We start from the raw sequence: 22,425 nt of genomic DNA, 5'->3' as shown, positions 1-22,425 counted from the left end.
ACCGCTACACACGTCGAGCTTTCCCGCTCGGAGATGTGTCGCTGCATGCCCATGGTGTTCACGATGTGTCAGCAGCGATAACCCTGCGCCCCGGCCGCCGCCCAAACGGGCGTTGAGCCCCACTACACCCACGTCGTAGCACCGTTCCTGCGCGAACGGTTTGGCGCGCAGGTTTGTGCTCGGCAAACCTCATCCACTAACAAAGGACAGAACTGTGTCTTCTGCACCCACCGCCACGAAAAAACGATTCAAGTGGCCATCATTTTCCGTCCAGGTCATCATCGGTCTGATCTTGGGCGTACTCCTGGGCTGGTTAGCCCTGACAATCGGGCCGCCCGCTGACGGCAGTGACAACTGGCTGGTTGTCACACTCTCCACCATTGGCTCATCGTTTGTAACACTCTTGCGCGCTGTTGTCCCACCACTGGTTTTCACCGCGATAGTTGCCTCGATCGCGAATCTACGCGGCATCGCCAACGGAGCACGACTTGCCGCCAAGACGCTGATTTGGTTCGCTATTACCGCCCTGATCAGCGTTGTTATTGGTATCGCCCTCGGTCTCATAATGAAACCCGGCCTGAATACCACAGTCTCCGCCGATGCGGTAGCGGACCCGTCCCGTACCGGGTCTTGGCTTGACTTCCTCAACGGCCTGATTCCATCCAACTTCCTGGGTCTTGAGGTTTTTACCCGGCTTGCCACGGACGAGGGCGGACTCGTCACCGGCGCGTCATCGAACGTCGGCTTCAACGTTCTGCAGATCTTGATCATCGCGATCGTGGTCGGCATCGCCGCGTTGCGCGTTGGCGCCAAGGCGCAGCCATTCCTTGACTTCACCGCGTCCGCGCTGAAAGTGATTCAGAAGGCCCTATGGTGGATCATCCGGTTGGCGCCGATCGGCACCGTGGGTCTGATCGGAAATGCGATCGCCTCCTACGGTTGGTCATCCGTTGGTTCGCTGGGCACTTACGCCCTCGCCATCTACATCGGATTGGCCCTGGTTTTACTTGTCGTCTACCCGGCGATCCTTCTTTTCAACCGCCTGTCGGTTCGCAGCTATTTCCGCGGTGCGTGGCCAGCGATCCAGCTTGGCTTCGTCTCGCGATCTTCCATCGGTACGCTGCCCGTTACGGAGGCCGTCACCCAACGTAACCTGGGCGTACCTGCCGCATACGCGTCGTTTGCTGTGCCGCTCGGCGCGACAACCAAGATGGATGGTTGCGCTGCGATCTACCCGGCAATTTCGGCGATTTTCGTGGCCCAGTTCTTCGGTGTTCCCCTGGGCTTTTCGGACTACCTGCTGATCGTTTTCGTTGCAGTCGTTGGCTCCGCTGCGACTGCCGGAATGACGGGCGCGACGGTCATGCTGACGCTAACCCTGTCGACGCTGGGCCTACCCCTGGAAGGTGTTGGCCTGCTGCTCGCAATCGACCCCATTTTAGACATGGGACGCACTGCGGTGAACGTTGCTGGTCAAGCACTGGTTCCAACGGTTGTGGCGAAGCGGGAGGGGATTCTGGACTTGCAGAAATACTCCTCCACAAACAGTGCGGACTTGCTCTCCGATGATCAGAGTGAAGGAATCACAAAAGAGGTAGTTGGCGTTCGCTAGTCCGTCAGTCCGCCTCCACGATTCGGGTGGCCAACTTAGCTCGATATTACGGGCTGGGTTGGCCACCCGCTTGTGTCAAGCTCGTCCTCATCCCCATTGACATAGGGGTCTTTGAACTCGGGTGCTTCCTCATCAATTTGCGGGTCAATGACGATCTCTTCCTCCGGGTATTGAGACTCATACTCGGCGTCATCGCCCGCGCGTCGCTCTGCTTCCTCAGGTGGAAGCACTTTCTTCCACCGACGGGTGCGTAGCGGGGGCAGTTCCGAAGCGTCCTCGCGCAATGCGCGGTAAAGGGCGTACATCTGGAAGAACCCAATCACGAAGAATGGGGCAACCAGAGCGATAGAGAATGCTGATACGAAGCCAGCAAGGGGGAAGTGTTCTAAGAATGCGAAAAGTGCACCGGGAATGTCGTTGTCACCAACAACCCTGTCAACCAGCCCGCCTCCGCCGTTCATTTCAATGTTGATTGCTTCCATGCCGAAGATCCCGAACCAGAGGATGGAAAATGTTGCGGGGACGACGAGCACGCCGGTTACGAACTGACGGATGGTCCTTCCCTTGGAAATGCGCGCGATAAAAATACCGACGAATGGGGACCAGGTGATGGTCCACGCCCAGTAGAAGACGGTCCAAGAATTCTGCCAGCCGGTATCCGCGAAGGTATCGTTCCAGAATGCCAGTTGGGGAAGGCTCGCCAAGTAAACGCCAAACGATTCGATCGTTCCCTTCAACGTGTAGAGCGTGGAGCCTGCAAGCAGAACGAACACCAACAGGCGAACCGCAGCCCAAATGTTGATGGTGGAGAGAACTTTGATGCCCCTGCCCATTCCGAGGGCGACGGATATTGTGGCCAAGCCGCACACCACGCCGATGATGATCAGGAAGACCAGGAATGCGGTGACTCCAAGGATGTAGAACCATCCCATGTTCGTAAGCAGCCAGTCGTATGCAGGGATGTTCCGCTTGGCTGGGAGCTCTAGTTTTGGGCTCTTACCTTCTTTTGACCTTGGCGAGGCTAGCATCACGGCGACGGCGGTGCGACGGGAGGTGCTCCAACTGCAAGCGTGCGCCCCGTTAGCTCCTGCCCAGGAGGTCCACTATCGTTTGCGTGGACTTGAGGCCGGATCCGGTCAGTAGAACAACGGTCTTCTCACCCGGCGTGATGCGGCCCTCAGCAAGGAGTAGTGAGAATGCTGCGGCTGCGACAGCACTGGTCGGCTCCACGAAGAGGCCGCGATCGCAGAGAGATCCCAGCGCGCGGACGATGTTCGACTCAGTGACGGCGACACTTCCTCCCCTGGTTTTGCGAAGCGCAGCGATCATTTGCTCCAGTCGAAGAGGGCGGGAAATAGAGGTGCCCTCGGCAATCGTGGGGCGTACGGGCCGGTCCACGGGCTTATCGGTGCCGGACACGAACCTGGCGTCAACTGGCGAGCAGTTCAGTGGTTGCGCAGCGAACAGGCGTGGCATCGAAGCGATTTGGCTGGAGTTGACAAGTTCCTGGAAGCCGAGCCAGCATCCCAGCAGGGAACTGCCCCCACCGACTGGAACAATGACGTTGTCGGGAACGTGGAACCCGAGGTCTTCCCAAATTTCATACGCCAAAGTCTTGGTTCCTTGGAGGAAGAACGGCTGCCAGTTATGGCTGGCGTAGAAGCCCTTTCGCTCGGACTGTCGGATCGCTTCATCTTGAGAAGCAGACCGCGGCCCGGGAACTAGTTCTACCTTCGCCCCGTATGCCTTGACCTGGGAGATTTTCGAGGGCGATGTTGAGGCGGGGGCGAAGACCTTGACGTCCAGGCCCCCAGCGGCTCCGTAGGCCGCTGCAGAGGAGCCTCCATTTCCTGAGCTGTCCTCAAGGACGGATGTTATGCCTTTCTGGCGCAGATATGAGAAAAGGACGGATGTTCCGCGGTCCTTGAAGCTCCCTGAAGGGTTCAAGAAGTCCAGCTTGAGTAAGACGCGACTGCGACTTTCCCAATCTGCTTCGATTAGTGGAGTTCGGCCCTCACCCAAGGAAATGGGAGTGTGGATCTCGACGGGAAGTGCCCAGTGGTAACGCCACAGCGAGCTAATGCAAGTGTCAATGTCGCTACGTGTGATTCCAGGACCAGGATCGATCCACAAGGGCCTTCCGGCGTCGGAGCGCCACCGAGGCTCAGCCAGACTGTACTCGCTACCGTCTACGGGATCGGCGTATTTCTCCACGACTTCATTCTAGATTCAGGCTCGCACAGGCTGCGGTGTCGCAGCCTGATTACGGAGCGCGACCTCAGATGACCGAAGATGGTGACGCATAGTCCACCCGAGGAGGTGGCATCGATCGTGTCAGAGGGATAGCGTGGAAGTGCCATCCGGCGACCCCTGCTTGAGAGCATCAGTCGTGGAATGTGTCGACTAGTCTCGAGAAGGGTAACCCGTGGGCCAGCAAGCCGCGTCCATCCTCACTGTGCAGCAGTACCTTGATGAGCCACCACGTCCACAGGCGGGTCGAGGTCGTTCGGCGAAGACGCCCATCCAAAGATTGATTTTCTTCCTCGCCAGCGCGGGAAAGCTGTTTGAGGGGCTGGTCATCTTCATGATCGGGATGGCCCTGCCGCTCATCACCGAAGACTTCGCCCTAAGTTCGGCCGAGGCCGGACTGGTAACCGCCACGAGTCTGGTGGGGATCCTCCTTGGAGCCCTATTCCTCGGTCATCTTTCCGATGAACTTGGACGGAGAAAGATGTTCATCGCTGAGATGGTCCTCTTCACCGTTTTTCTAGCGGGCTTCACGATCAGCCCAAGTCTTCCGGTGCTACTCGCGTGTCTCCTGGGCATGGGTATGGCGCTGGGGTGTGACTATCCCACCGCTCACCTCATGTTGTCTGAAACAATGCCGACATCCTCTAGGTCACGCACCGTCCTCGGCGCTTTTGCGTTCCAGGCTGTCGGTGCGGTGGCAGGGGCCACGCTGGCGGTGGTTGTGCTGAGCATGCCGAACGCTAGCGTTTCGAGTTGGCGGGTCATGTTTGGTCTGGTGGTTCTTCCCGCAGCCCTCGTGACTGTGGGAAGGTTCTTCACTCCTCAGAGTCCGCATTGGCTCCTGACAAGGGGGCGGGTTACGGAGGCCGAGGACGCACTCGCCCGCATCCTTCAAGTCCGGGGTGAGAAGTCGGCAGGCGTGCGGCTGGATGCCCTCCCAGCCAGTCAACGAGTATCGGAGAGCTACGCTGACCTGTTCCGACATGATGGGTCGCTACGGGCGACGATTCTTGCTTCGGCGCCTTGGTTCCTTCAGGATCTATCTACCTACGGAATCGGTATCTTCACACCCGTCATCATTGCCACCGCGCTTAGTGACCCATTTGCCGAGGCCGCAGATGCGCAAGATTCGGTGTCGGGTGTTGTCCGCGACAGTCTGGTAGGAGCGCAGGGTGCCGTGATGATTGATCTGTTCCTAGTCGTTGGGATTTTGGTCGCGATTCATTTTGTTGACCGATTCGGGTCGATTCGCATGCAGATCGTGGGTTTTGTTGGCTGTGCAGCAGGGCTTGGAATTGCTGCCGCGTCGGCCGTTGTCCCAAGTGCAACGATGCAGACCGTACTTATCTTCGCCGGGTTTATTACCTTTCAGTTCATGACCAATGCTGGGCCAAACGCACAGACTTACCTGATTGCGGGGGAGGTATTCCCGACATCGGTGCGTGGTACCGGAGCAGGGTTCGCCGCAGCGTCTGGGAAGGCGGGTGCTGCCATCACGGCGTTTCTCTTTCCAACTCTGCTAGATGGGTTCGGACAGACACCTATCCTGATCGGGTTGATGGTGTGCTCATTAGCCGGAGCAGCAGTGACCAGTCGCTTCCGGATTGATACGACAGGGAAGAATCTTGAGGTGGTTCACGAGGTCGGACAGGCTTTGCCGCTCACCGTAGAACCAGATTTGTACGCGTGATCTTGCAGGTCCTCCCTGGTAGGTGTTCCTCCGAGGTGTGGCTACCCTGCGGCGCGAGAGTCGGAGATGGCCCAGATGCGCATTTCGTGGGGGTCAAGTTCGACGTCGAGGGCCTGCGTCCCCGTCGTGACATCGAGGGCGATGCGGTTACCAATCCGCTCCCGAAGTAGGTCTTCATTGAGTCGCGCACCTGTCCGTCCGCGATTGAGGATGCCGAGGGCGAAGCCGTGAGTCAGGTCGCGGCGCCAGAACTCCAGGTTGCCGACCCGGCCCGTTCGCTGCCCCTGTTGACCCGCGGGATCCATCGCGATGGATAGCAGTGCGGGGTCTGTGAGCACTCCCCGGGTTTCCTCCGTCATGGTGCGCAAATCGTTGCCCGCCCTGTTAGCCCGACACCAGTCATATTTCAGATAGTCGACGCCCCATTCCGCCATGGTGTCAGCATCAGTCTGTTCATGGCCCAGCGATCCGAGGTGGTCGCCCGGATAGCGGTCGTAGATCCTCGCGCAAGTCTTGCGGCCCGGACTGGCGTAGAGCCCGAACTTCAGACCGCGGGCGTGGATTTCTTAGCCGAGGGCGGCCATGCCGGAGGGGAAGCGGTCTGGGTTTGGCAATCTTCTGCATAGCCATTGACCTCTCGATCGGGGGCTTCTCCATTCTAAGTTAGAACTGGGGCGCTTGACCCACTTAGTGCTATGGTGGCAAAGCCGGGGTCTTCGCGCTGATCAGCACTCCTCTGTGGGGGGGGGGGGGAGTACGCCCAGTTGCTGTCCTCAAGTGGTGGCTGACCCGACGGGATGCCCAGGTTGGCAAAATAGTTGTGCTCTCGCAAAATTAATGTGTGTGGGTCGACCTGGCGTACCGCAGATACGACTCGAGCCATCAGTGGTGCCACTAGTTCCGTCTCAAATGCCGCGACTAGGGGATGGAGAGAATCGCCGATCTGCCGGTGAACGTCCTCGTCATTCAAATGGTCAAGTTGGCTGAACTTTGCCTGTGGATCAGAGAAGTCGGCCGCCAATGCTTGAGGATCCTGTCCTGTTGCGGCGGCGAAGGCGCCAATGAGGTTGGCAAAAATCTCAGGCGCTGCGCTTCCCGGTGTTGGCTCATTAAGGAGGTCGTAGCCGGCCACCGCCGGGTGCTTCCCCAGTCGCTGCGCCACGTGCGCCCACATTGCAGCGAAGCGATCCTGCAGGCCAACCCCACCGGGCCCAGCCGTATTAGCCCAAAAGTTATCCAGTGCTTCGTGGACCGCAGGGCTCGCCAGGTAGGCATCACTCCACAGGTCCGTTGCGGCGAACTCATGGGACGTGAGGGTAGCCCACGGTGGTGCGCCATCACTGTAGCTTTGAGAGTAGAGGTCTTGGTGGGCATCCAGCACCGCACACATCCCGGCTGCGGCAATCAGGTCAAGCTGGGATTTCACCCAGTCGAGGTAATCACTGTCGTACTCCCCGGGCTGAGGTTCGATTGCAGCCCAGATGATGCCCAGCCGAATCAGGGTGAAGCCGCGGGATGCTAGGTCAGCGATGTCCGCCTCATCCCAGGAACCCTTGAAGCCACGATCGACGAAGCTTCCTTCCGAGAGTGCAGTTCCCTTCGCCACCAGGTTGATGCCGTGGAAGACCCTGTGGCGTCCCGCGTCATCGCGAAGTAGCTGCCCGTCAGTACGCAGCTTCATTGCTGTCTCCTTCTCTTACTTTTTGCGAGGCTGGCGATGGCTATCGCCGCCGCCTCAACTGAGGCACGCGCGTGCGCGTCATCTCGGTCAATCAGCCATGAAATAGTGAACCCGTCGGTGAGAGCGACCAGTAGGCGCGCTACCACCGAGGTAGGCACAGTCCACTCGGAATCGGTTTGCTCGGCCGCCAGCTCCAGGGATTCCAAGGCAAAACGGGTGTACTGGACATACTGGCCCTCGGCCAATGGGAGCGCGGAGCGCAGGGCATACTGGGTCAGTTCCAGCATCGCCTGTTCCCGACCCGGGTCGGCTCTCAAGTGGTTCAGGTATCCTTGCAGTCCTTCCGTAAGCAGCGCGGTGAGTGATTTCCCCTTCAGGTTTGCGGGCAGAATCGCTCTCTGTTCACTCGCCAGGACCTCCGTGATCAGCAGCTCTAGGAGTTGATCGCGGGACTCGAAAGCGTAGTGGAAACTTGCCAGAGACATTCCAGCCTCAGCAACAATCGCGCGTGTTGACGCGCGGCTGAGCCCCTGTTCGCCGATGACCCGGAACGCTGCGTCTATGAGGGCCTCACGACGTTCCTCCACAGGGATTCTTGCCATCTCTCCTCCTCAGCCTTGCTGCCCGACGAACTTACCCATACACTACACGGAAGTGGGACGAGCGTCCCACTCTTGCTTGTAGGTTCTCGCAGCGGAGACAAAAATGCACAACGACACCCCTGTCCACAGGGATCCCCTGGTTACAGCGCAGGCCCTTCCGCCCTCGTTCATACTCGGGACCGCAACCGCTTCGGCGCAGGTTGAAGGCGCCACACGGATTGGGCGCCGCACCCCCAGCGTGTGGGACAGATTTGCCGCGGAGCCGGGACGAATTCTTGACGGATCCACAACGGCGGTCACGGCAGACCACTATTACCGCTATGAGGAGGACGTCCGGGCCATGAAAGAGCTCGGGACTGATGCATACAGACTCTCCCTGGGTTGGACTCGCCTTCAGCCAGAAGGCACAGGCCCGCTTGATGCCGGGGGAGTCGACTTCTACGATCGCCTTCTCGATGAGCTCTGCCAGGCGGGGATATCCCCGTTTGTAACACTGTCCCACTGGGATATTCCCGTTCAGTACGAGGGCGGGTGGCTAAGCCGAGACACAGCGAAGCGACTGGGCGACTTCGCGGGACTAGTTGCGCAGCGCTTCGCAGACCGAGTTGACGGGTGGATAACCATCAATGAGCCCGCTACTGTCACACTGAACGGTTACGCCCTCGGCATTCACGCGCCGGGGGTCCCGCTGCTGTTTGATTCGCTACCAACTGTGCACAACCAACTTCTCGGCCACGGCTTGGCGGCCCAGGCCCTTCGGGCGGCTGGGGTGCCAGGGCAGATCGGTATCACCAATGTCCACACGCCAGTCGTGCCCGCCAGCGACAGTTCGGAAGATGCTGCAATGGCGCAACTGTTCGACATTGTGCACAACCGCGTCTTTGCAGATCCGGTGTTGCTTGGCCACTACCCGGAGGTGCCGGACTACCTGGGTGGAATCCTCGATGTCCTTACCGATGTTCCCGCAGGGGACTTGGAAATCATCTCCACCCCGCTAGACTTCTACGGCCTCAACTACTACATGCCAACCCGCGTGGCCGCGGGTAGCGGTTCAGGAACAAGCCCGGATGGGGAGGCCGAGGCAATGGCGGCACTGCCCTTCCGCCTCGAAGCCTTCCCCGAGTACCCAACGACCGGCTTCGGCTGGCCAGTTGCTCCTGAGTTCTTCGCGGTGGCTCTCAAGGAGGTTCATGAGAGGTATGGCGACAGGCTGCCCCCGATCTACATCACCGAGAACGGGGCAAGTTTTGCGGACGAGGTCGGAGAGGATGGGAAGGTCCACGACGCCCAGCGCACGGCATACCTCGCCCGACTGGCTCGCGGAAGTAGCGCGCTTGCGACCTCGCTCCTAAAGCGTCTTCTCCATGACGATTCCGCCGTTGGGAGCCATCTCATCGGTTTTTTCCCAACCCAGTGCCTCCCAGAAATCGAAGGTGTCCTCCGTTGTGAGGTAGGCGCGGGTTGCGCCCGATTCCTTCATCACCCGCGTGGCGATGTCGGCGAGGACGGACCCAACTCCACGCCTTCTCCACGCCTGCGCGACGTGGAGTTCGCGAATCATCCCCCAGCCGGGCCTTTCATTCCAGTTGGAGGCTTCGGAATCGATCTGGAAGTTGATGAATCCGATCGGCTCCCCGTCCTCGAAGGCCATGAGTAAGGGGGCTATGCCGCGCACGGATAGATCGACGTACTTCGGCACGATGTCGCTGCGGATCATCGCCTCCGAGAAAGGGGCATGGAAGTCCAGGGTGAAGTAGTTGACGAACATGTCTTCAAACTGTCGTCTGCGCTGGTCGTCGTAGAGTTCAATCTCCATGGCACTACTTTGCCATGGTCCGTGCGGTGGACCGGGGTTAATTATTGGGCGTGGCCGTGATACTTTCAATCTATGCGCGTGATAGACATCATAAAAACAAAGGGTAGTGAGGTCGTCTCGCTACCACCGTCCACTACGATTCGCGATCTGGTTGACGTACTGCAAGAGCGACGGATCGGCGCCGTGGTCGTCGTTGATCAAGGCTCTCTTGCGGGCATCGTCTCAGAACGTGACGTGGTTCGATTTGCGCGGGGTGCACTCACACTTGAGGATCCCCTGTCGGCGATCATGACAACCACGGTTATTACTTGCTCTCCAGAAGATGAGGCGCGTGATTTGGCTGAAATCATGACCAAACAGCGTTTTCGCCACCTTCCCGTTGTGGAGGACGGGGATCTGGTGGGTATCGTCTCGATCGGTGACATCGTCAAGGCAAGACTGGATGAGCTGGAGGCGGAACGTGACCACCTTGTCGGCTACGTTCACGGGCGCGGCGCTTTGCAGGGGACGCCAGAGTAGCTCGCTGTCGGCATGAAGTTCGGAATTATCGGAACGAACTTTGTCAGTTCGTGGTTTGTTGCGGCCGCAGAGAACACCGGTGGGGCAGTCCTTCCAACTGCAGTGTTCTCTAGGGACTTGAAGCGTGGTGAGGACTTTGCGCGTCGCCACAACCTCCCTCTGTATTACGACAACTTGGGCGCGATTATCGATGCTGTAGATGCGGTCTATATTGCGAGCCCAACGAATGTGCACCTCCCGCAGGCGCTGGCGGCGATTGAGCGAGGGCGGCACGTCCTCGTCGAAAAAACGATGACGGAGAGTGTTGAGGGGACGAGGGATCTCTTTGCTGCGGCAGACATGGCGGGTGTTGTGGCAATGGAGGCCACACGAAATCTGCACGCTCCCGCCCATGAGGTGGTAAGAAACGCGCTTGGACGCCTTGGGACACTGAGGTACGCACACCTTGAGAACCTGCAGTATTCGTCCCGATATGACCGCCACCGGGCAGGAGAGGTGCTGAACGCCTTCAATCCAGCCTTAGGTAACAGTGCGGTAGCGGATATCGGAGTGTACTGCCTCGAGCCCGCACTGGACTGGTTTGGTTCACCCCTGACGCACAGGGGAACTTCGGTGCGACTTGAGAATGGTTTTGAGGCTTTGGGATCCATTCAATTGGACTACGGGGCCATGGTGGTAGACGTTGTTTATTCGAAGATCGTTTCAGGGGTTACGCCCTCGACAATCATCGGTGAGAAAGGTGCGCTGACCATTGACAATCTGGGTCAGCCTTCGCTGATTGAATGGCTGCCGCGCGACGGTGAAGCCCAGGTGCTCTCTTGTGACCCGGATGCCGCACCAATGGCGAACATGCACTTCGAGCTGCTTGACTTCGTGAGTCAAGTTCAGGCTGGCCAAGTGGATCCCCGTTGGCGTGACATCACGATTCGAGCTCGGCAGATAATGGATGAACACCTTCGGTAACCGCGCACCATACACGAAACATAATGCGCCTGACCGCATATATAAATGCAGATCGGACGGAGTATGGTGTCATGTTTCGCGTGGTAGGTTCAGTGCGGTTGGTGATCACATTCATATGACCACATTTGAGGAGTGGGCCCCGCGCCCCGTCTGAGCAAAGGGGTTAGGTGTGTCTAAGAGAGGCAACACCGAGGAGTGGGCCGAGTACGTCCGCGAACTTGGGGATTTGATCAAAGAGATTCGTGAGATGCGGAGTATGTCGCAGGAACGAGTTGCTTTTGCTTCTGGTCTGGCCAAGTACACCTTTCAGCGGATTGAGAAGGGTCTGAGTAACAAGAACGCTCCTGCGAATCCGACTTTGCTGACGCTTGTGGCAATCGCTAACTCACTGGATGTTTCGCTTGAAGAACTTCTGCCCGCCAGGGAACTTCCCGAACTCGAGTCCATTGCGGGCGAAGACTCTTTTCTCTAGTTTGCGAGGACGCTTCCTAGTAGCCGGTAGATACGCCCAGCGCTTTCACGTGTAACGGTGAAGGCAGTGTCATCGCTCCCGACAAAGACCCATTCTTCTGTGGCAAGTTGGGCGTCGCCCTGATTTCCATGGAACTGGTACTGGAACAGAACAACGTCAAATACTTCACCGCCGATGATTGCGGTTCCGTCACGGTGGCGGACCATACTTACCACGGGGATCGGGGTGGGTTCGGTCGCATGCACGTAGTCGGAGAAGTTGGGATCATACATTTGTTCTTGGGCAGACGCTAACGTCTCATGATTGCCGACGCACCATGAGGGACAATCACTTGTTTCCATCTCTTCACCACTTTCTCGACTATTAGCCAGTCTGTAGTCCAAGCGATGGCGTCGCTAGTCGTCTAGCGCGCAAATGGGGAAAGCTCCGGATTTTGTGAACTGTGGACATCTCACTGTCCCTCGCAGGGGCGAATATCAGGTTTAGGTCAATAGCGACTAATCTGGGCCCATGACTCCAGAAGAACTCAGCCGACTCTTGCACGGTGCCCTAACCAGTCTTGCTGCAGACGAATCCTCGGCCTTGTCCGAGGACGATATCCCCAAGTCGATCGTTGTTGAGCGTCCTCGGTCGCGTGACCACGGGGATTGGTCAACGAATGTGGCAATGCAGCTTGCAAAGCAGATGGGAATGTCGCCCAGGGATCTCGCGCAGATCCTTAGCAACACCCTGGCGGCCGAGCCTGGCATCGCCGCCGTCGAAATTGCTGGACCCGGCTTCCTCAACTTCCGTTTGGATGCCGCATCGGCGGGGGAACTGGTGCGGACGATCGTTTCAGAAGGTGCGAAATACGGGTCGAACGCAACACTTGAGGGCCAGAAAATCAATCTGGAGTTCGTCTCAGCAAACCCAACAGGGCCCGTGCATTTGGGTGGAGCTCGGTGGGCGGCGGTTGGGGATGCACTAGCCCGCCTACTGGAGGTGTCGGGGGCCGAAGTGGTGCGTGAGTACTACTTCAACGACCACGGAACCCAAATCGATCGCTTCTCTAACTCACTCCTGGCGCGTGCCCGCGGAGTCGAACCCCCTGAGGATGGTTACGGGGGTCTCTACATCGAAGAGATTGCCGACCGTGTTCGTGAAGCGCAGGTCAAGGCTGGAGAGCCTGATCCAGTTTCCCTCCCGGACGAAGAGGCGCTAGAGGTATTCCGGCGCGAGGGTGTGGAAATCATGTTCGCAGAGATAAAGAGTGCGCTTGAAGACTTCCGGGTTTCCTTCGATGTTTACTTTCACGAGGACTCCCTACACGAGTCTGGCGCGGTTGATCGAGCTCTGGAGGCGCTGCGTGATCGCGGCGTGCTCTATGAAGCCGAGGGTGCGCTGTGGTTGCGCTCAAGCGACTTCGGAGATGACAAGGACCGGGTTCTCATCAAATCCAACGGTGAGCCTGCCTACCTGTCAGGAGACGTTGCCTACTACCTTGACAAGCGCCAGCGAGGAGCGGACACGGCCATCTACCTTCTCGGTGCCGACCATCACGGGTACATCGGCAGAATGATGGCTGTCTGCGCTGCCTTTGGGGATACCCCCGATGAGAACATGCAGATCATCATCGGCCAGCTTGTTGACCTGGTGAAAGATGGTGAACAGGTGCGCATGTCGAAACGAGCCGGCAATGTGGTGACGCAAGAAGACTTAGTCGAGGCCGTGGGCGTAGACGCTGCGCGCTACGCGATGGTTCGTGTCTCAGCGGACACCAAACTGGTGATCGACCTTGACCTGTTGACAAAGAACACGAACGACAACCCTGTCTACTACGTTCAATACGCGCACGCTCGAACGCGTTCGGTGGCGCGGAACGCTGGTGAACACGGGGTCGTTATGGAGTCGGGTTTCCACCCGGAGCTTCTGAATCACGCAGCAGACACCGACCTCTTGGGCGTGTTGGCTCAGTTCCCAGCGATTGTCGCGCAGGCTGCGGCAATGCGTGAGGCGCACAGAGTTGCACGCTATCTCGAATCATTGGCCTCGACGTATCACGCCTGGTACTCACAGTGCCGCGTCACACCCCGGGCCGGTGAGGAAGTCAATGACGCGCATGTCGCGAGACTGTGGCTCAATGAGGCGGTGTCTCAGGTGCTAGAGAATGGTTTGGGGTTGCTTGGGGTGAGTGCGCCGGACCGTATGTGAGGGGTGCTATAGGTAGCTGTTCTTCCCAAACCCGGTCTCGAAACGTGAGCTTTGGTTGGAGAGCTGAGCTAGGTAGGACTTCATCCATACGGAGTAGGGACTGTTGACCAGTTCATCATTTGAAAAGCGTGAATCCCCGGTGATCTCCGCGGTGGCAAATGAGGGGATTTCAAGGTCGACAACGGGAGAGGTCCGTTCGCACTCCGCAACGACCAGGGGGCGGTTCTCACCGCAAAACTCGTCGATCACCCACCCGTCGGCCCCAAGCCACACGCCATAGCGGCGTTTGGCCAGCGTCGTCCCACCGCGGGCACACATTGCCACACCAACACCTATATCAATGGGGCGTTCGGCTTCGTAGCGGGTCCCTCCTATATTTGGGCCCTTGACAGTTAGCATGCAGAGATCAAACTCATCTGCGAAGCGATGCAACGCGGCCTTGCCATCTATGTCCAGAGGCAGGGCGGCAGTTGGCTGGGTGGCTTGTAGCCTGACGCGAAGTCCGTAGCCATCTTTTGCTAGGAAGTAGGTCTGGACGATTATGTCAGGCGAGTTGTCCTCAAGGAGGTGGTGGGGTAACGATGTCACCAAGAAGCGACGTTCAAACTCAAAGTCCGTGTCGCCTGTGTGCATGTCATCACCGTAGTGCAAACTTGAGTGTGGTGGAGGAAGTTAGGGGCCTGGAGTAGCGATGAGGATTAAGGAAGACCGTGTCAAAGTCAGGGTGCCCGCTACGACAGTCGATTTCGGTCCGACCCACGACTGCCTTGCAATGGCGTGTGCACTCTCCGATGAGGTAACAATCCGCGCGGTCGCTGGTGGCACTCAGGTCCGAGTCATCGACCGAACTCCCGGGGGGTCCCCAGAGCATTGGCTCAGCGCATCCGAAGTTGAGAAGCACCCAACAATCACAGCAATTCGTGGTGTCCTTGATCTGGTTGGTGCACCACAGGTCGGGGTCCACCTCACCTATCGACGGGCTATTCCCACTTCCGTTGGACTGGGGGATGTTGAGGCTGAACTCCTCGCGGGTGTGTACGGCGCGTGGACGATTCTGGGAAAGCCGCAAGCGTTGAACGAGGACGTTCTCGTTGATCTGGTCTGTAAGCTCGGGGGAAACGAGGTGCGTGCCAGAGCCGTCTTGGATGCGCCACTTGTCCTGAGGATTATGGGCGGCTCCTTCCTTCCGCTCCCGGTGGGAGAGGCGGTTCAACCTGTTGCACTTGTGCCCGGCTTCACGGACCAGGAAACGTTGGATCCAGGCCTGCTGCCGCGAGGTGTCTCATTTCCACGCTATGCCGCGAACTCTGGGCGCTCCGCTGCCCTGGTGCCACTAATCGCAGATCCTGCCGTAACCAGTGATGATCAACTGTGGCGTGACAGGCTTGTTCGTGCGACTGTCGATGACGTTCTGGAGGATCATCGTGCCTCCTTCTCCCCAGCCTCTGTCGCCCTAATACGATGGCTGAGGGAGAGGGGTAACGCGGCTTTCCTCTCTGGAAGTGGGCCCGCGGTTGTGTGTCTCTGGGACCTGGGTGCGGACGTGGTCAAGTCTGCACAGCACTCAGGTTGGGCAGTTATCGACCTCGGTGTGAGCACTGAGGGGCTGACTCTCGACGTGTGATTTCCCCCGCACGTAGAGTAGTTTTTCTTGCGCTTCGGGGATGAAAGTCCTGAAGATATGAGTACTATTAACTAGCAGGCGCGCAACGTGGCTCCCAACTGGGAACCGCAGCTCTCTTTGTTCTTAGGCTTTCGTGCCTCGCCACCGCAGATCTCACCACAAAAAGAATGTGCGTGAGCCCGCCGGTACCCACAGTTAGGAATCCTCTTCCCTTATGGAAAGTAAATCGGACGCAAGCGTTGCTTCGCTCGGAAAAATGAAGCTTGCAGAGCTTCAGAGCCTCGCCGCTCAGCAAGGCCTCAAAGGTACTTCGCGCATGCGCAAAGCGGATCTGGTAGAGGCACTCTCCCAGCCCTCGCGTAGCACTTCGGAGAAGCAGGCCACGCGGCCGCCTCGACGTGCTAATGCGGATGCCAAGAAGCAAGGTTCTGACGACTCCAACGCCAAGGGAGAGCGCCGTCAAGAGAAGGTTGCAGAGACCCGTGAGGGGCAGCCAGAGGCTGCTTCCGTGGACGTGCGTGCTGCAGTTGCCGAAGATCTTGATCGTGTTCGTTCAAGGCGCGGCGCGCAGGGCCGTGACGGTGAACGCAGGGACACTTCGGGAGGCAACAGAGGCACTGACAAGCAGGACTCTTCTTCCAACCGTGAGCAGGGCTCCACCAGCCAGCGTGACCAGGGCGCGGTTGCGCTAGATGAGATTGCGTTGCCCGAGGGCGGGGAACCCAATAGGAACCGCAACAGACGCGACCGGAACTCCCGTAGGCGGGGACGGGATCGCAACCCGAATCGCGACAGTACGACTCGCGAAGTGGGCCAGCGTGGTGGGCAGACACAAGGTCAAACACGTGGGGCCGACAGTGAACCAGTCGATGATTCACAGCTGATTCCCATTGCTGGAATCGTCGATATTCAGTCAAATCACGCATTCGTGCGTACCTCCGGTTACCTGCCGGGAAACAATGATGTTTACGTGACGTTGGGGAATGCCCGCCGTTGGGGTCTACGCGGCGGTGATGCTGTCGTCGGTGCTGTGCGACCTGCTCGTGACGGCGATCGTGGCGGGCGCAATCAACAGAAGCACAACGCCCTCGTGCGTGTCGACTCAGTCAATGGCATGACGATTGAGCAGGCGCTGGAGCGGCGGGAGTTCGCCAAGTTGACGCCCGAATACCCGCGCGAACAGCTACGAATGGAGACCACTCCCAAGGCGTTGACCTCCAGGATGATCGATCTGGTCGCCCCCGTGGGCAAGGGCCAACGTGGACTTATTGTCTCGCCCCCTAAAGCGGGTAAGACGATGATCATCCAGCAGATGGCGAAGGCCATCGAAATCAACAACCCCCAGGTCCACCTGATGGTGGTGCTGGTGGATGAGCGACCTGAAGAAGTGACCGATATGCGATCTATCGTCAAAGGTGAGGTCATTGCCTCTACCTTTGACCGTCCAGCATCAGATCACACCACGGTCGCAGAGCTGGCAATCGAGCGTGCCAAGCGCCTCGTTGAACTCGGCCAAGATGTCGTGGTTCTCCTTGACTCCATTACCCGCCTGTCACGTGCCTACAACCTTGCTGCCCCAGCGTCGGGACGTATCCTGTCCGGTGGTGTTGATGCAGCAGCGCTGTACCCACCGAAGAAGTTCTTCGGTGCTGCACGTAATCTACGTGAGGGTGGGTCGCTCACCATTATCGCCTCAGCTCTGGTTGAAACCGGCTCCAAGATGGATGAAGTCATCTTCGAAGAGTTCAAGGGAACGGGCAATATGGAACTGCGCCTCTCCCGTAGCCTCGCAGACCGGCGTATCTTCCCGGCCATCGACATCAATGCTTCAGGGACAAGGCGTGAAGAGCTGCTCCTAAAGCCCGAAGAACTGGCAATTATGTGGAAACTACGTCGTGCGCTGGGGAGCCTCGACCAAGCACAGGCACTGGAAACAGTGCTGGGCAAGCTAAAAGAGACTTCGTCGAACGCGGAGTTCCTGATGATGGCTTCCCGCACCACGTCAGGCGACTAATGACAGGAGCCGTGCCAGATCTCACGGGTGCGCCCGCTAGACCTGGACGGCTCAGAGTGACAGACTTACCTACTGGTTCCGGTTCACTGGTATCTGCCCGCTAGGGGCGGTTTCAGACCCGGGGCACTGATCCTTGAGGAGACATCATGAAGCAGGGTATTCATCCCAATTACGTGGAGACCACGGTGACATGCACCTGTGGTAACGAGTTCGTTACCCACTCCACAGTGGCCGACGGCACCATGCGTGTCGATGTGTGTTCAGAGTGCCACCCGTTCTACACGGGCAAACAGAAGATTCTGGACTCCGGTGGGCGTGTTGCCCGCTTCGAAGCACGTTACGGCAAGAAGGCCGACAAGAAGTAGCGGATGTGAAGAGCGCCGGCGATTCATTTCGTCGGCGCTCACTCATACCCTATTTCCTTCAAACTTACGGAGCATCCTGTGTCTACGCACGCCAGTCTCGAAGCCGTCGCCCCCCTCATCGCAGAATACGAAGATCTCGAAAAGCAGTTGGCAGATCCCACACTGCACTCAAACCAAGCCCGTGCACGTAAGGTGGGTCGCCGCTACGCGGAGCTGGGACGGATCGTTAAGTTGGCGCACACGCTTGCCGAGGTTGACGGTGACCTTGCCGCGGCGCAGGAACTGGCTGCCGAGGACCCGGAGTTCGCTGCCGAAGTTGAAGAGATCTCTCAGCGACGCGAGGAAGCGCTGAAAGAGCTGGTTTCCGTCCTCGCTCCACGTGATCCCGACGACGCATGTGACGTCATTCTTGAGATTAAGGCAGGTGAAGGTGGGGACGAATCCGCACTGTTCGCGGCCGACCTCGCGCGGATGTACACCCGCTATGCCGACAACAAGGGCTGGACTGTTACGGAGCTGTCGACGACTCACACGGGTCTTGGCGGCCTCAAAGAAGTGACAATCGCCGTCCGTGCAAAGGGCAACCCAACACCGGAAGAAGGGGTGTGGACCCACCTGAAGTACGAGGGCGGGGTACATCGTGTGCAACGTGTCCCCGTTACGGAATCACAGGGTCGTATCCACACTTCGGCCGCCGGCGTGATGGTGATGCCCGAGGTTGAGGTTGACGATACTGTTGAAATCGACCCGAATGACCTGCGCATTGACGTCTACCGTTCTTCAGGTCCGGGAGGACAGTCTGTCAACACGACGGACTCGGCCGTGAGGATCACTCATATGCCAACGGGGATTGTCGTCTCCATGCAGAACGAGAAGTCGCAGCTGCAGAACAAGGACGCAGCGATGCGAGTGCTACGGACCCGACTGATTGCGGAGGCGCGTGCCCAGAGAGAAGCGGAAGCTTCTGAGAAGCGCCTCAGCCAGGTACGGACAGTTGACAGGTCTGAGAGGATCCGCACCTACAACTTCCCGGAGAACCGTATCGCGGACCACAGGACGGGATTCAAGGCCTACAACCTTGATCAGGTCCTGGAAGGCAACCTTGACGATGTCATTCAGTCGGCCATTGCTGCCGATGAAGAGGCTCGACTAGAAGCCGCCGGACAGTAGTCACTGCGCTGATGCAGTCCGGCGAAGAGCAGGAGCAGTTCCTGGTGAGCCGCGGGTATTCTCGCGAAAGCGCCAGCGTCCCCGTCGAGATGCTGTTGCGCTGGGGTCGGGGAGAACTTGAGCGTGTAGGAATACCCCAGGTTGAAGCTCGGTGGCTGCTGGAATGGGCTCTCGGCGAACCACTGGGTGTCCGAACGCACGCTGGAATACGAGCAGCCGAGAAGTACCGTAGCGCGATCTCCCAACGCAGGTCCCGAGTGCCCTTTCAGCACATCACGGGAGAGATGACTTTCCGTTACCTAACCCTCAAAGCGGGTCCCGGGGTTTTTGTTACGAGGCCGGAGACAGAGACGCTTGTCGACTTAGCACTTGCTACGTTGGAACCAGGAAGCGCCGTGGTTGCGGACCTCTGTGCTGGTTCCGGAGCAATTGGGTTGGCTTTGGCCACCGAAAGGTCTGACACCCAGGTAACAATGGTTGAGATCAGCCCAGCGGCCGGCCGCTACCTAGAGACAAACACACGTCGAGTGGGCCAGTTTGCCGCCGGATCGAGGGTGCGCATATGCATGGAGGATGCCACAGGGGCTTTGGCAGGGAGTGAAGAGACTCTTGACCTTGTTGTTTCCAACCCGCCCTACGTGGGTATCGTAGATGCACCAACGCAACCGGAGGCCCTAGCAGACCCAGAGATCGCGCTCTTCGGTGGGGGAGAGGACGGATTGGTGACACCAAGAGGCATCGTCACCCGTGCGTATGAACTCCTTCGGAAGCACGGAACACTGTTGATGGAACATGGTGAAGACCAGGGGGCAGCCCTTGTCGGGCATGCTGTCAATGTCGGTTTTTACAGTGCGGAAACAGTCGACGACCTCACGGGCAGACCACGCTTCTTGAGAGCAGTAAAGTAGTGAAACGGAGGCTTTGATGGCGGTGTACAGAGATACCTTGGAGTTTCCTTCCGGGGATGAGAAGTGGTTGGAAGAAGATAGCCAGATTCGACTCCTGCGCGCTGTCACAAAGGGTGAGCTGGTTGTCTTGCCAACGGACACGGTCTACGGCATCGGTGCCGATCCGTTCTCGCATTCTGCTGTTGGTCGCCTGCTTGGCGCCAAAGGGCGTGATCAAACAATGCCACCACCTGTTCTGGGTGGGTTATGTGAGGAGCTTCTTTCGCTTCTTGATTTCACTTCTCTGGAGCAGCGGGACACGGTTGAGCAACTAGCCAGGGAGTTTTGGCCTGGGCCACTGACGATAATTGCCCCGAGTAAGGCCCAATTTGGTTGGGATACTGAGTCCGTCAATGGCACCATTGCCGTGCGGATGCCGGGCTCCGACCTTGCGATTTCGGCACTGCGTGTAACGGGGCCCCTGGCAGTTACCTCAGCAAACAGAACCGGCATGCCAGCTGCCCAAACCTTGGATGAGGCCCGCGAGTACTTCGGCGATGAAGTGAGCGTCTACATTGACGGAGGCGCGTCACCGCTGGGCAGACCCTCGACGATTGTCGACTGTTCCAGATCAGCGCCGCGAGTAATCCGCGCCGGGGGCGTGACCGCAAAGCAGATTGAAGACCTACTAGAGTCAAAGTAGTCCGTAGCGTCGGGTCAGAAGTGTCCCGGACTGTGCGGGACCCACCGCGTAGGCTGGGCAGAGATAGTTAGAGTCAGGGGGTCGAGTGCGCGTATACATGCTTGTGCTCTTGACCGCGCTGGCGGTGACGATGGTGCTGACGCCGATTGTCCGTCGCATGGCTCTAAGTTTAAACATCCTCACGCCTTTGCGCGCTCGGGACGTCCACGCACATCCCATCCCACGCCTTGGCGGTATCGCCATGACGGGTGGTGTCTTAGCAGCGCTGGCACTCGGGTATGCGATTCCCTATCTGCGCCCAATATATGAGTCCTCACCTACCCTGTGGTCGGTTGCCTTGGGGACGGTCGCCATAGCACTCTTGGGGGCGGTTGATGACGTGTGGGAGCTGGATTGGCTCACCAAACTAACAGGGCAGATCCTCATCTCCGGGGGGATGGCAATGGGTGGCGTGCAACTTCTCAGTGTCCCCATTTTTGGTGTCACAGTTGGATCTGCTTGGCTCTCTGTGCTTGTGTCAACACTGATCTTGGTCGCAATCATCAATGCCGTGAATTTCGTGGATGGGCTTGATGGTTTGGCATCCGGTGTCATCGCAATCGGCTCACTGTCATTTTTCGCATACTCATACATCCTCACAAGACTTATGGGGGCAACGTCGTATGCCACAGCCGCCGCGGTGGTTACCGTCGCCCTGGCCGGGGCATGCATAGGGTTCCTCTGGTTCAATTTCCATCCGGCGTCTATCTTCATGGGTGACTCTGGCGCAATGGTCTTGGGATTGTTGCTTGGATCGGCGACTCTGATAGTCACCGGACAGGCAAATCCGGCACTGCTCACCGAACAGTCCGTGATCACCCCGTGGATTCCAGTCATCCTCCCCCTGGCAGTCCTACTTATTCCACTTGCAGATCTGGTCATTACGCCGGTGCTGCGTATGGCGCACGGGAGAAGTCCGATGACGGCAGACCGCACGCACCTCCACGATCGTCTGCTTCTCCATGGTCATTCGCACCGCGGGGTCGTCTTGATCATGTATGCGTGGACGACTTGGGCCTGCGTGGTTGCGGTGTCGTTCTTACTAATGCCGCCACTCATAGTTCTTGCGTGGGCGCTTCCCGCGGCAGTCCTGATAGTTTTAGCGACACTCTTCCAGTTCCCCTCGGCTGCGGGTTCATCACGGCGACGCTCTCGGGGGACGGGTGTCCCCGGGGGCCGTGTCGCAGTCGACGATGGTCAGACCGTTATTTCGAGGCCGAATCTGGACCATATGTGGTCGCCCCTTAGCCACCACAAGCAGGACCCTGAGGGCAGCAGTTCTCAGGAGGGCGCCGAGGCAAAGCAATCTGGGCGTTTTCGTCCGGTTCACGCCGAATTAGTAGACAAGGAAGATGACTGATGGTCAACTCGCTTGCCGCGCGTCGCGGCCTGAAGAGGTTGAGGACGGGGATGCTCATCGGGAGCGGCGTCCTCGTACTTTTGGGACTTGCGATTGTCCTCTTTCTTTCCGGTACGCTGTGGCCCTCCGTGGTGGCAGGCGTCGGTGGGGGAGCTGTGATGCTGGTGGTGTCGTGGTTTACAACATCTAAGACGCTTGAATCTGATGATCCTTCAGTTGCGTGGATTGCCCTTGACTACATGATAAAGATCGTCCTCACTCTGGGACTTCTGGTGATGGCAAAGCAACTTGAAATGTTCAACCTTGGTGTGGTCGCAACACTGCTCATTTCAGGAATTGCGCTCACGTCCGCTGTGCAAGTGCTGGCGTTCGTGCCAGAAAAGAAGAAGACAGTTCCGTCGGAGATTGCGGACTAGTCCATGATCGTCCGGCTCACCACGTCGCTGTCCGGAGTGATGAGGATTTCTC

The 22,425-nt window shown here is 58.4% G+C and carries 22 protein-coding genes and 1 pseudogene; 15 read left to right on the top strand and 8 right to left on the bottom strand.

All coding sequences use genetic code 11. From position 1 onward, the window contains the following. Positions 1–214: 214 nt before the first annotated feature. Positions 215–1,612: a dicarboxylate/amino acid:cation symporter gene (locus IDL90_RS03145; protein ID WP_187994334.1), complete on the top strand. Its 1,398-nt coding sequence runs from the start codon at positions 215–217 to the stop codon at positions 1,610–1,612. A 35-nt stretch (positions 1,613–1,647) separates the two neighbouring features. Here IDL90_RS03145 and IDL90_RS03140 read toward each other — a convergent pair whose 3' ends face one another. Then, a complete protein-coding gene (locus IDL90_RS03140; RefSeq protein WP_182141976.1) occupies positions 1,648–2,640 on the bottom strand; it encodes a BCCT family transporter in 993 nt (330 codons plus the stop codon). A gap of 52 nt (positions 2,641–2,692) precedes the next feature. Then, the gene (locus tag IDL90_RS03135) at positions 2,693–3,826 is read right to left on the bottom strand and encodes a pyridoxal-phosphate dependent enzyme (RefSeq protein ID WP_187994333.1); all 1,134 of its coding nucleotides are present in this window, start codon (positions 3,824–3,826) and stop codon (positions 2,693–2,695) included. 211 nt (positions 3,827–4,037) lie between these two features. On the opposite strand from IDL90_RS03135, the gene IDL90_RS03130 reads away from it, so the two are divergent. Continuing rightward, positions 4,038–5,552: an MFS transporter gene (locus IDL90_RS03130; protein ID WP_187994332.1), complete on the top strand. Its 1,515-nt coding sequence runs from the start codon at positions 4,038–4,040 to the stop codon at positions 5,550–5,552. A gap of 41 nt (positions 5,553–5,593) precedes the next feature. Here the strand turns inward: IDL90_RS03130 and IDL90_RS03125 are convergent, their stop codons facing one another. The 3 genes from IDL90_RS03125 to IDL90_RS03115 all read right to left on the bottom strand — a co-directional run bounded on the left by IDL90_RS03125 (position 5,594) and on the right by IDL90_RS03115 (position 7,835). After that, the gene (locus IDL90_RS03125) at positions 5,594–6,115 is read right to left on the bottom strand and encodes a hypothetical protein (RefSeq protein ID WP_316930290.1); all 522 of its coding nucleotides are present in this window, start codon (positions 6,113–6,115) and stop codon (positions 5,594–5,596) included. A gap of 95 nt (positions 6,116–6,210) precedes the next feature. After that, positions 6,211–7,233 carry a glycoside hydrolase family 5 protein gene (locus IDL90_RS03120; protein WP_187994331.1) on the bottom strand — a complete coding sequence of 341 codons (1,023 nt, stop codon included), beginning with the start codon at positions 7,231–7,233 and terminating at the stop codon, positions 6,211–6,213. Continuing rightward, positions 7,230–7,835, bottom strand: a complete 606-nt coding sequence (locus IDL90_RS03115; RefSeq protein ID WP_187994330.1) for a TetR/AcrR family transcriptional regulator — start codon at positions 7,833–7,835, stop codon at positions 7,230–7,232. The genes IDL90_RS03120 and IDL90_RS03115 overlap by 4 nt, the downstream gene beginning before the upstream one ends. Before the next feature lie 103 nt (positions 7,836–7,938). On the opposite strand from IDL90_RS03115, the pseudogene IDL90_RS03110 reads away from it, so the two are divergent. Beyond that, a pseudogene (locus IDL90_RS03110) lies at positions 7,939–9,135 on the top strand (glycoside hydrolase family 1 protein); the annotation flags it as partial. 48 nt (positions 9,136–9,183) lie between these two features. Here IDL90_RS03110 and IDL90_RS11805 read toward each other — a convergent pair. Beyond that, the gene (locus IDL90_RS11805) at positions 9,184–9,486 is read right to left on the bottom strand and encodes a GNAT family N-acetyltransferase (RefSeq protein WP_398401755.1); all 303 of its coding nucleotides are present in this window, start codon (positions 9,484–9,486) and stop codon (positions 9,184–9,186) included. 243 nt (positions 9,487–9,729) lie between these two features. On the opposite strand from IDL90_RS11805, the gene IDL90_RS03105 reads away from it, so the two are divergent. The 3 genes from IDL90_RS03105 (at position 9,730) to IDL90_RS03095 (ending at position 11,605) form a co-directional block, all read left to right on the top strand. Then, a complete protein-coding gene (locus IDL90_RS03105) occupies positions 9,730–10,170 on the top strand; it encodes a CBS domain-containing protein (protein ID WP_220458770.1) in 441 nt (146 codons plus the stop codon). Positions 10,171–10,182: 12 nt separating this feature from the next. Continuing rightward, a complete protein-coding gene (locus tag IDL90_RS03100; RefSeq protein ID WP_187994329.1) occupies positions 10,183–11,133 on the top strand; it encodes a Gfo/Idh/MocA family protein in 951 nt (316 codons plus the stop codon). Between the two features lie 169 nt (positions 11,134–11,302). After that, entirely contained in the window at positions 11,303–11,605 is a 303-nt protein-coding gene (locus tag IDL90_RS03095; RefSeq protein WP_223175164.1) for a helix-turn-helix domain-containing protein, read from the top strand. On the opposite strand, the gene IDL90_RS03090 is transcribed toward IDL90_RS03095, so the two are convergent. Beyond that, positions 11,602–11,877 (bottom strand): hypothetical protein, encoded by a 276-nt coding sequence (locus tag IDL90_RS03090; protein WP_187994328.1) that lies wholly within the window; start codon positions 11,875–11,877, stop codon positions 11,602–11,604. The genes IDL90_RS03095 and IDL90_RS03090 overlap by 4 nt on opposite strands. Before the next feature lie 238 nt (positions 11,878–12,115). Here IDL90_RS03090 and argS point away from each other — a divergent pair, with 238 nt between their 5' ends. Beyond that, on the top strand, positions 12,116–13,795 hold the full coding sequence (gene argS / locus IDL90_RS03085) for an arginine--tRNA ligase (RefSeq protein ID WP_187994327.1): 1,680 nt from the start codon (positions 12,116–12,118) through the stop codon (positions 13,793–13,795). Positions 13,796–13,801: 6 nt separating this feature from the next. Here the strand turns inward: argS and IDL90_RS03080 are convergent, their stop codons facing one another. Further along, positions 13,802–14,428, bottom strand: coding sequence for a hypothetical protein (locus IDL90_RS03080; RefSeq protein WP_187994326.1), 627 nt, complete (start codon positions 14,426–14,428; stop codon positions 13,802–13,804). 58 nt (positions 14,429–14,486) lie between these two features. On the opposite strand from IDL90_RS03080, the gene IDL90_RS03075 reads away from it, so the two are divergent. The 8 genes from IDL90_RS03075 (at position 14,487) to IDL90_RS03040 (ending at position 22,373) form a co-directional block, all read left to right on the top strand. After that, positions 14,487–15,419, top strand: coding sequence for a hypothetical protein (locus tag IDL90_RS03075; protein WP_182141987.1), 933 nt, complete (start codon positions 14,487–14,489; stop codon positions 15,417–15,419). Between the two features lie 214 nt (positions 15,420–15,633). Beyond that, positions 15,634–17,433, top strand: coding sequence for a transcription termination factor Rho (gene rho, locus IDL90_RS03070; RefSeq protein WP_182141988.1), 1,800 nt, complete (start codon positions 15,634–15,636; stop codon positions 17,431–17,433). Between the two features lie 146 nt (positions 17,434–17,579). Further along, positions 17,580–17,798 carry a 50S ribosomal protein L31 gene (rpmE, locus tag IDL90_RS03065; protein WP_182141989.1) on the top strand — a complete coding sequence of 73 codons (219 nt, stop codon included), beginning with the start codon at positions 17,580–17,582 and terminating at the stop codon, positions 17,796–17,798. A gap of 78 nt (positions 17,799–17,876) precedes the next feature. Beyond that, the gene (gene prfA, locus IDL90_RS03060) at positions 17,877–18,968 is read left to right on the top strand and encodes a peptide chain release factor 1 (protein WP_182141990.1); all 1,092 of its coding nucleotides are present in this window, start codon (positions 17,877–17,879) and stop codon (positions 18,966–18,968) included. Positions 18,969–18,979: 11 nt separating this feature from the next. Then, complete coding sequence (locus tag IDL90_RS03055; RefSeq protein WP_187994325.1) at positions 18,980–19,876, top strand: HemK/PrmC family methyltransferase; 897 nt, start codon at positions 18,980–18,982, stop codon at positions 19,874–19,876. A 16-nt stretch (positions 19,877–19,892) separates the two neighbouring features. Further along, the gene (locus IDL90_RS03050; protein WP_187994324.1) at positions 19,893–20,558 is read left to right on the top strand and encodes an L-threonylcarbamoyladenylate synthase; all 666 of its coding nucleotides are present in this window, start codon (positions 19,893–19,895) and stop codon (positions 20,556–20,558) included. A gap of 85 nt (positions 20,559–20,643) precedes the next feature. After that, positions 20,644–21,957, top strand: a complete 1,314-nt coding sequence (locus IDL90_RS03045; protein ID WP_182141993.1) for a glycosyltransferase family 4 protein — start codon at positions 20,644–20,646, stop codon at positions 21,955–21,957. Beyond that, positions 21,957–22,373, top strand: a complete 417-nt coding sequence (locus IDL90_RS03040; protein WP_182141994.1) for a hypothetical protein — start codon at positions 21,957–21,959, stop codon at positions 22,371–22,373. Before IDL90_RS03045 ends, IDL90_RS03040 begins: the two co-directional genes overlap by 1 nt. Positions 22,374–22,425: the final 52 nt, after the last annotated feature.

It is taken from the genome of Schaalia sp. JY-X159 (assembly GCF_014525425.1).
Classification (GTDB): domain Bacteria; phylum Actinomycetota; class Actinomycetes; order Actinomycetales; family Actinomycetaceae; genus Scrofimicrobium.
The sequence above is the reverse complement of the archived record's forward strand: the minus strand, read 5'-3'. Positions and strand labels throughout refer to the sequence as shown.